Origin of the sequence: Actinocrinis sp. (assembly GCF_035938995.1) — a bacterium.
In the GTDB taxonomy this organism is placed as follows: domain Bacteria; phylum Actinomycetota; class Actinomycetes; order Streptomycetales; family Catenulisporaceae; genus DASZGI01.
Genome location: NZ_DASZGI010000303.1, coordinates 1 through 9096, shown reverse-complemented (window position 1 = coordinate 9096; position 9096 = coordinate 1). Strand labels below are relative to the sequence as shown.

At 69.0% G+C, this 9096-nt stretch carries 6 protein-coding genes and 1 pseudogene; 2 read left to right on the top strand and 5 right to left on the bottom strand.

Annotated features, from left to right (window positions below):
* The 5 genes and pseudogenes from VGZ32_RS21145 to VGZ32_RS21125 all read right to left on the bottom strand — a co-directional run.
* Positions 1-566, bottom strand: a pseudogene (locus VGZ32_RS21145) (dehydrogenase); the annotation flags it as partial.
* A gap of 182 nt (positions 567-748) precedes the next feature.
* Positions 749-2254 carry an MFS transporter gene (locus VGZ32_RS21140; protein WP_326887860.1) on the bottom strand — a complete coding sequence of 502 codons (1506 nt, stop codon included), beginning with the start codon at positions 2252-2254 and terminating at the stop codon, positions 749-751.
* Positions 2255-2566: 312 nt separating this feature from the next.
* On the bottom strand, positions 2567-3826 hold the full coding sequence (locus VGZ32_RS21135) for an MFS transporter (RefSeq protein ID WP_326887859.1): 1260 nt from the start codon (positions 3824-3826) through the stop codon (positions 2567-2569).
* Positions 3827-4134: 308 nt separating this feature from the next.
* The gene (locus VGZ32_RS21130) at positions 4135-4494 is read right to left on the bottom strand and encodes a carboxymuconolactone decarboxylase family protein (RefSeq protein WP_326887858.1); all 360 of its coding nucleotides are present in this window, start codon (positions 4492-4494) and stop codon (positions 4135-4137) included.
* Positions 4495-4579: 85 nt separating this feature from the next.
* Positions 4580-6844 (bottom strand): LuxR C-terminal-related transcriptional regulator, encoded by a 2265-nt coding sequence (locus tag VGZ32_RS21125; protein WP_326887857.1) that lies wholly within the window; start codon positions 6842-6844, stop codon positions 4580-4582.
* 188 nt (positions 6845-7032) lie between these two features.
* On the opposite strand from VGZ32_RS21125, the gene VGZ32_RS21120 reads away from it, so the two are divergent.
* The gene (locus tag VGZ32_RS21120) at positions 7033-8466 is read left to right on the top strand and encodes an APC family permease (protein ID WP_326887856.1); all 1434 of its coding nucleotides are present in this window, start codon (positions 7033-7035) and stop codon (positions 8464-8466) included.
* A 171-nt stretch (positions 8467-8637) separates the two neighbouring features.
* Positions 8638-9096 (top strand): nitrilase-related carbon-nitrogen hydrolase (locus VGZ32_RS21115; protein WP_326887855.1); only part of this gene is annotated, 459 nt, incomplete at its 3' end.

Genomic DNA, 9096 nt, shown 5'->3' with positions numbered 1-9096 from the left:
GGCATGTTCGCCTCGTTGACCCGGATGCCGCACGGCGCGTGGAACGGGTGAAAGCCGGCCGCGGCCAGGTCGTCGGACAGCTGCTGGATCCGGGGCTCGTGGGAGACCGCCGGGTACGGATAGGGCGCGCTGGCCGGCGGCTCGGTCGGATCCTCGCCCCGCGCGCCGTGCACCTGGTACATCGTCTCGGCCGCGGTGTAGTACGGCTCCATGTCCTGGTAGGAGATGGGCCAGGCCGGCGACAGGCCGTCATGGTGGCGCAGCTCGCCGAAATCCTCCGCGCGCATCCGGTACAGCGCAGCTCCGTACAGCTTGGTCGCGCCGCCCACGAAGTAATGCACCTGCGGCTGGAAGAACGACTTGGCCTTCGGGTCATACCAGCTGTCCGGGGAGACGTAGCGGCCATCGACGAACACGTCCACCGTGGACCAGTTCTCCGGCTCGCGGGGCAGCCAGTCACCACGCTCGAGCAGCAGGATCCGCTTGCCCGAAGGAGCCAGGTGACGGGCCAGCGTGCCGCCGCCGGCTCCGGTTCCGATGATGATCACGTCGTAATGCTCGCCCATGGTGGATTCCTTTCCTGGGCCGGTTGCCTTCGATCACGCGCCCCTTCCCGCCGTCCGGCCGGGTCGGCCAGGTCTGAGCCAGTCGCGGTGAACTCCGCAGTATCTGGCATCGGTTCGGGCTGCCCCGGCTTCTCGCGGATTTGACTGTGGACTAGTCGTCGCTGCCGCGAGAAGACCGGCGATCAGGCGGACTCGCTGACGATGGAGGTGACGGTGGCGGCCGGGGTGCCCTGGTCCGTCGAAGTGAGTGGCTTGGTGACCTGCTCCAGCGACTTGCCTGCGGCTTGGACGCCTAGGAACACCTCGACCAGGCCGCCGATCAGCATGATGCCGGCGCCGATCAGGTAGCCGGTGAACAGGCCGGTCCGGCTGGTGCCGTTGCCGATCAGCGCGCCGTACAGGGCCGGGCCGGCCGCCCCGGCGATGCAGCCGATCGCGAAGAACACCGCGATTGCCTCGGCCCGGATCTCGATCGGCCACGTCTCACTGACGGTGAGATAGGCGGCGCTGGCGCCGGCGGAGGCGAAGAAGAAGATGACGACCCACATGATGGTCTGCGTGGTGGCGTTCAGGACTTTGGCGTCGAACATGACCGCCGACAAGGCCAGCAGCACAGCGGAGACGATGTAGGTACCGCCGATCATCTGCTTACGGCCCCACGAGTCGAACAGCGGCCCCAGGACCAGCGGCCCGCACAGGTTGCCGATGGAGAACGCCAGCCCATACAGCGGCACCTTGTTCGACGGCACGTGGTAGAAGTTGATCAGCACCAGGGCGTAGGTGAAGAAGATCGCGTTGTACAGGAACGACTGGGAGATCATCAGCGTCGCCCCCAGGATCGCCCTCCTGGGGTACTGGTGGAACACCAGCCGCAGGAACGTCAGGTAGCCGTACCGCGTCTCCGGCGCGATATCGATCGCCTTGCTCTCATCGATGGGCGCGAGTTCCTGGCCGGACTTGCGGACCGCTTCTTCGATCTTGGCCATCACCTTGTCGGCCTCCTCCTGGTGGCCGTGCGTGACCAGCCAGCGGGGGCTTTCGGGCAGAACCCGGCCGACGATGATGACCACCACCGCGAGCACCGGGCCGAGCAGGAAGGCCAGCCGCCATCCGACGTTGGGGGCGAAGTGGTTGAGGAAGATGTAGGAGACGAACGAGCCCAAGATGGCCCCGGCCCAGTAGCTGCCGTTGATCCAGATGTCGACCCGGCCCCGGTACTTCGAGGGCATCACCTCATCGATCGCGGAGTTGATCGCCGCGTACTGGCCTCCGATGCCCATGCCGGCCGCGAACCGGGTGGCGTAGAAGAACAGCAGCCAGCCGGTGTGGTGGCCGGTGACGAACGCCGCCAGCCCGGTGCCGATGAGATACAGCAGCAGCGTGAGGATGAACAGCCGCTTGCGACCCAGCCGGTCAGACATCCGGCCGAACACCAGCGCGCCGATCATCTCCCCGACCAGGTAGACCGAGGCGATCAGCCCGACCTGCTCGGAGGTCATGCCCAGCGTGGAGGATTTGGTCAGCTCCCCGGTGACCGAGCTGGCCACGGTGATCTGCAGCCCGTCCAGGATCCACGCGCCGCCCAGGCCGCACACCATCCGGGTATGGAACGGCGACCATCTCAGCCGGTCAAGACGGGCCGGGATGAGGCTGTGGATCGAGCGTGCTCCAGGTTCGGCGGTGCTCATTGAAGCCCCCTCGGGACGTTCGGTTCATGGCGCCAGCTGGCCATATGCTCATGGTCCGGCCGGATGGTGCCAGCGACATCAACCGAATCGGCTGAAGTTTCAGGCGCTGCCCTGTGATCAGGCTGTGCGTCGGCTATTGGCCATGAATGGGGCTGAGGGCGGGTACCACGGACCGTTCGGGGAATTAGGAATTCAGTCAAGGGTGCCATCGACTGTTACCAGCGCCGCCGTCTGCAGATCACCGATAAGCCCGTGATCACTGATATTCGGGTAACGAGCCCACGGTCCTTCTTTCTCTTAGGGCCAGAATCCTCATTGAGGCGGGTTCGGGTCGGGCGCGCTCATGCGGCCCGCCGGGTGGGGTGATCCGGTTTCCCCGGTGACCGGACGAGCGGGCCGGGACCGGGCGGGCGCGACGACGAAGGAGAGCAGGCCCATGACCGCGGCGACGATGGCGGTGAAGCCGAAGATCGCCGACAGGCTCAGGCCGGCCTTCTGTAGCGGCCCGACGCCGAACGCGGCGATGCCGTACCCCAGCTGGTAGAACGCGATGATGCCGCCGGCTACCGCCGCCGACATGACCGCCAGGTCCTTCTCGCCGAAGCTGATCGTCAGCGGCAACAGAGCCGAGCAACCCAGCCCGGCCAGCGCGAAGATGGCGATACCGGCACCGGCATCGCCCTTTGGCAGGGTTCCGACCAGCACGAACGTGACTACCAGGACGAACGGCAAGATGTGGTAGGTGACCCGCTCGGGCAGCCACCGGCCGATCGCCGCGAACAGGACGCGCCCGACGGTGACCATTCCCCAGAACACCGCCAGCGCGAACGAGGCCTGCGTGGCCGACGCGCCCACCCGGGTGGTCATGTCTAGCTGGGACCAATTGCCGTTCATCGTCTCGCAGAGGCCGTACAGCACCGCGAACGCGGCGAAGAACCAGAACCGGGCCGGCACGCCCGGCCTGGCCCGCGGCGCCGCACCGGCGGCCCGCGCCCCGGCCTGCAACGGCAGCCGCGCGCTGAAGGCCAGCAGCACCACCAGCATCGCCGCGGACAGGATCGGGAGGCCCCACCAGAACCCCAGGCCGACGAACACGGCCACGAACACCGGCGCGAGCGCCGTACCCAGCCCGAGCAGCGCGTTCAGCACCAGTACCGCACGGTCGACGCTGTGGGGGTGGAACACGGAGGAGTAGGTGTTGAGCACCGGGACGGCCAGGCCGAACCCGGCCCCGAGGAACGCCGTCGCGACCAGCAGCAGCGGATAGGCGACCGACTGGTCGGTCTTCACGCCCGCGCTGGCGATCAGCAGCCCCATCGCCACGGTGCTGCAACCCAGGCCGATTAGGTAGACCCGTTTCGTGCTGATCCGCCGGGCCAGCCCCGCGCCAAGCAGCGACGCGGTGATCGCCGTCACCACCTGCGGCAGGAACAGGCCCCCGTACTGGGTGCTCGACAGCCCGTATTCGCTTTTCTCGGTGAAGATCGTGCTCAACGCGGGGAACGTCACCAGCACGATGCCCTGCACCAGGCCGGCGACGTTGACCACTGCGCTCTCGGTTTTCGAGGCCACCGGTCACCCCCTGGGACGTTCTCACACAGCTGACCTACCAGCACGTTCGCGCAGGCCCGGCCGAACCCGGCAGGTCAGGCCCACGTGTTCAGCATCCGCGCGAGGCGGGAAACTGTCGTCAGTCGATTCGGATGAATTGCGACCCCGGCTGCGCTCCGCGGGGGGTGCGGCCTTTGTCGACTGCCTGGAACCGCGAGGCGCTGGCGCCCTGGGAACTGGGTCGGGCCAATCGCCGACCTTCCGGCCACGTGAGCCCGTGGGCCATCGGCGCTCGGCGAACCAGCCGCCGCCCCGTATGTAAGGGGCTCTCATGGATCGCCCGGGTCGTCCAGCGCGGCCGCAACGTCATACCCCAGTGCGGTCGCCACGTCGGGGGCGGCACACACGACCCGGCCGAGCCCGGCCACCGGGGCAATCGCCAGCAGCACGTCGGCGATCTCGTCGTCGGTCGCTCCTGCCACCAGCGCGCGGCCTGCACTCCACTCGATGCAGACTGCCGGCGACCCGATTGCCACCGATACGCCTAGCTGAAGCAACGCCGCGGTCTTGGGATCCAGGACCAGTTCCGTGGCCTGGCCAAGCCTGAGTCCGGCCTGGTCTTCGACGAAGGCTTCGTCGATCATGGCCAGCCTGCGCAACGTCTCCTGGAATCTCGCAGTCTGGCTCATACGACCTCCGTCCGCCGTCAGGCCACCATTCCACCCCGTGCCGTCGCGAGTTCCATCCCCCGAATGGCGTGAATCGCGGGGTCGTTCACCCTTCCAGCAGGCCCAGCTCACGGGCTCGTGCGATCGCCTGACTGCGTGATGCGGCCCCCAGCTTCCGGTAGAGGGACAGCTGCTGCGATTTGACGGTGTGCGGGGAGAGGAACAGCTCGGCGGCGATCTCGGGACCTGACAAATGCGTGGCGAGCATCGGCAGCACGCGCAGTTCGGCGGTGGTCAGTGACGAGGCTTCGTGCCCGCCTGACCCGCGTTCGGTGGCGAGCCGGGTCCGGAGGGCCTGGGTCTCGCCGACCAAGGTGCCGAGGTCGGGCCGGCGCCGGAGCACCTCCTCGATCTCCCGCATAACGGTCCTGGCCCCTGCCATGTCATCCAGCGCGAGGTAGGCGCGGGTGAGCTCGATCCGAGCCTGGACCGCGAGATGGGGCTGCGCGTAGCTTAGCGAAGGCCGTATACGCTGCGCAGCGATGAGTTCGCGGCGCGCTTCCGGGCCATCGCCGCGGTGGCTGGCTACCCGGGCCCGGACCGCGGTCGTGAGGAGGTCGTCGATCCCGGCCCGGCCGGTCACGGCACCTGCCTGCCCGGCCAGGACCTCGGCCCGGCTCCATTCGCCGCGTGCCATCGCGATCAGCGCCCGCTCGCTCAGCGCCTCCGCGAGAGCATCGGGTGCGCCGGACTCCCGCATGCTGACGGCATCCTCGAAGAACGCGTCGCCGGCCTCGGTGTCACCGGATAGGACACGCGCGACCCCCTGGCACAGCGCGGTCACCGGAGCCATGATGCCCGCGGCCGCGAATCGCCACGCGGCCTCGTCGGCGTCGGCGCGCATCTGCTTGACCCCGCGCCGGCACAGGATGGCCCGGAGCACGGCAGCCCACGCCTCGGCGGCCGGGTCAGGCGGCCGGGCCGCGTCGCCGTGCTGCCAGTGATCGACCGCGTCGGCCCATCGCTCGGCCGCGGCCGGCCGCGCTGTCTGCGAGGCGATTATCGAGGCCCACACGAGGAGCATCGGTCGTGCCGCGAGCGCGCCCCGGTCACCCAGCCACTGCAGCCACCGCTGGACGGTGACGACCCGGGCCTGCTTCCAGGTCGCCCACACGAGTCTTTCCACCAGCAGGGCGGCCGTCTCGGCGTCCCCGGCGGCCATGGAATACTCCAGTGCCTCCTCAGGCAGGTCATTGCGCAGGCACCAGCCGGCCGCGCGGCGCCGCAGGACGGGGATCAGCTCCGGCTCTCGGCGATGCAGCTCGCCGAGCAGCATGTCGCGGAACAGGTGATGGTAGCGGTGCCACCGACCGCGCCGGTCGAGCGGCACCAGCAGCAGGTTCGACCGCACCAGGTGGTCCAAGGTCGCGGCCGAGCCGGCCAGGTCCAGCACCGCCTCGCACAACGGCCCGTACATCCGGTCCAGCACTGCGGTCCGGGTCAGGAACTCCCGGTCCCGCGACGAGATCCGGGCCAGGAACTCCGATTCGAAGTACGCGCTGATCAGCCGGTCATCGCCGCCGAAGGAAGCCGCCGCGTTCCCGACCGACCCGCCCTCCCGCAGATACAGCGCCGCCAGGTACAGCCCGGTCGGCCACCCTTCGGTCCGCTGATGCAGCACCGCCACCTCATCGTGGCCGAGCGCCACCTTCGCATCGCGGAGCAACGCCGTCGCTTCTTCAGCGGTCAGCAACAGGTCCCCGGGGCCGATCTCGGTGATCCGGCCCTCGGCCCGCAGCCGCGCGACCCGCAGCGGCGGCTCGGCCCGCCCGGCCAGCACCAGCCGCGACCCGGCCGGCACGTGATCGGCCAGCACCGACAGCGCGGCCCGGCACTCGGAGTTGTGCAGCAGGTGCACGTCATCGAGGACCAGCACCGCCGGCACGGTCATCGACGCCAACGCCGACCCCAGCCGCGGCACCACCGAACCGGGCACCGAGCTGGCCTGGGAGGCCAGCGCATCAAATACCGGGCCGCCCAACGGCTGCACCGCATCCAGCGCCGCGGCGATATAGGTGAGCAGGACCTTCGGGTCGTTGTCCCGCTCGTCGACCTGCACCCACGCGAAGCCCTGGCCGTTGCGCACGGCCCACTGCGACAGCAGCGTCGTCTTCCCGTAGCCCGCCGGGGCAACCACCGAGACGATCGGACCGGAGTCGAATCGCGCCAGGCGGTCGATCAGCGACGACCGCGGGACCGTCCCGGGGCGGGTCGGGGGACAGCGCAGTTTGGACGCAACAAGGTCGAAGGCGGCGGGAGTACCCTCGCGGCCCGTCTCGCGGACCGACTCGAGCACGTTTGTCTCGTCCATCACCAGGCCGTGGCCGTCGGAAGGTCAGTTATCACATCCTGATACGACGCCTCGGATCCGGTCAAGTGATAATGGACCAGGGCAAATGGCAATAGCTCCAGGCAAGCGGAAATAGTCCCTTCCCGGGCAGGTCGGCCTGCCTGCTTAGTACCGGGTGGACGGGCACCGTGCACCAGGAGGACCGTGGCATGAGCGCCGTCAGCCAGGAAACCCGCGGGCTGGCCCGCGATGTGGTCGGATCGGCCCGGGTGATCGCGTTCGGCACGAGCATCGTGGCCCCGGCTGTTTCGGTCGTCGCGTTGCTGGTTATCGTGGTGGCCTACGCAGGATTCGCGTCTCCGCTGGTCGTGCTCATCACCTTCGTCGGATCCTTGTGCTGCGCGTTCAGCATCGGCGAGTTCGCCCGCCGGGTGCCGTCGGCTGGCTGGGCGTACACCTACAACAGCCGCGGGTTGGGTCCGGCCGCGGGTTTCCTGACCGGCTGGATGATGGTCTACGCGTATGCGCTGTTTGTACCGGCCGGCGTCGCTCTGACCAGTACCTACGGGTCAGACCTGGTCAAGGATGCGACACACGCGACCATCGGCCCCTGGGTGCTGTTCCCGGTCATCCTGGCCGCCGTGGCCGGCGTCGCCTACCTGGGCATCCGCACTTCGTCGTCGGCCGATCTGGTCCTGGTGGCCGGGGAGATGGCCGTGATCGCCGCGCTGGCCATCACCATCCTGGTCAAAATCGGGCCCGCGCATTACTCGGCCGCGGTGTTCTCGCCCGCCTCGTCGCCCAATGACCGGCTCACCGACATCACCGACGCGATGATCTACGGCATCACCGCCTTCGCCGGCTTCGAGGCGGCCGCCGCACTCGGCGAGGAGGCCCGGCACACGCGCCGCTCCGTCCCGGCCAGCATCGTCGGGATCGTCGTCGTGAGCGGGCTGTTCTACCTGCTCGTCGTGTGCGCGGAGATGTTCGCGGCGGGGCGGCACGGTGTGGGCGGCTTCATCGCGCAGCCCAGCCCGCTGGGCTATCTGACCAGCCGGTACTGGTCGCCGTCGGTGCTGTGGACCATCCAGCTGGTGATCTTCGTGGCCGGCCTCAGCTTCGTCGTCGCCGCCGCCAACGCGGCCAGCCGGGTCGTATTCGCGATGGGACGCGAACGGGTCCTGCCCGGGTCACTGGCCCGGCTGTCCCGCCGCCAGACTCCGGTGCTGGCGATCGGCTGCCTCGCGGGGCTCACGCTGGCGCTCGGGCTGCCGTTGACCTATGTCTACGGTGGCGCGCGCACGTTCGGGTATCTCGCCTCGGCGGGCGGATTGTCGGTCGTGCTGGTCTACCTCGCGGTGAACCTCGCGGTCATCCGCGCGTTCCGCACCGAGTTCCGCGACCAGTTCCGGCTCGTGCGGCACCTGCTCATCCCAGCTGCAGCGGTCGTGGTGTTCCTGTTCCCGCTCTGGGGGACCTTCCGCCCGCCGGCCTACACCCTGGTGAACCTGCTGCCCTTCACCGCACTCGGCTGGCTCGGCCTCGGCGCCATCGCGGCCGTTGCCCTTCGGGCGCGGCGACCTGCAAGCTTTGAAACTCTGGGCCGAGCATTCATGCCAGCTGAAGAAGGAAAGCAGCAGTAACGATGCTGGGGTTCCAGGGCTAATCCGAGCCGGCGAAGGCGCCCGGGAACACGCGCGTAATCTGAGGCGGCGCGAGCCGCGAGATCGGACCGGGGAACGATGCTCCGTTCGGCCAAAAATCGCAGAGAACCGGGCGCGGAGGGACAGCTGGGTACCGCCTAGGCTGGAAGGGTGACGGAGCTTAGGATTGCGCTGGCGCAGGTCAATGCCACGGTGGGGGACCTGGACGGGAACGCCGAGCTGGTCGTGGAGTGGACGCGGCGGGCGGACGCTCGGGGGGCGCGGGTTGTGGTGTTCCCCGAGATGATGCTGACCGGGTACCCGGTGGAGGACCTCGCGCTGCGGGCGTCGTTCGTGGAGGCGTCGATCGCGACGCTGCATCGCGTGGCGGCGCGGCTCGGGGATGAGGGGCTGGGCGGGGTCGCGGTGGTGACGGGGTACCTGGACCGGCGGACGGACCTGGCGCCGCGGACCGGGCTGCCGGCGGGCGCGCCGCTGGACGCCGCGGCGCTGCTGTACGGCGGGCGCGTCGTCATCACCTCGGCCAAGCACCACCTGCCGAACTACGGGGTGTTCGACGAGTTCCGCTACTTCGTGCCGGGCAACACGCTGCCGGTGTTCCGGCTGCCG

Coding starts and splice junctions, on each gene's coding strand:
- VGZ32_RS21125 (WP_326887857.1), bottom strand. CDS start 6,844: ATGGACGAGACAAACGTGCTCGAGTCGGTCCGCGAGACGGGCCGCGAG.
- VGZ32_RS21120 (WP_326887856.1), top strand. CDS start 7,033: ATGAGCGCCGTCAGCCAGGAAACCCGCGGGCTGGCCCGCGATGTGGTC.
- VGZ32_RS21140 (WP_326887860.1), bottom strand. CDS start 2,254: ATGAGCACCGCCGAACCTGGAGCACGCTCGATCCACAGCCTCATCCCG.
- VGZ32_RS21130 (WP_326887858.1), bottom strand. CDS start 4,494: ATGAGCCAGACTGCGAGATTCCAGGAGACGTTGCGCAGGCTGGCCATG.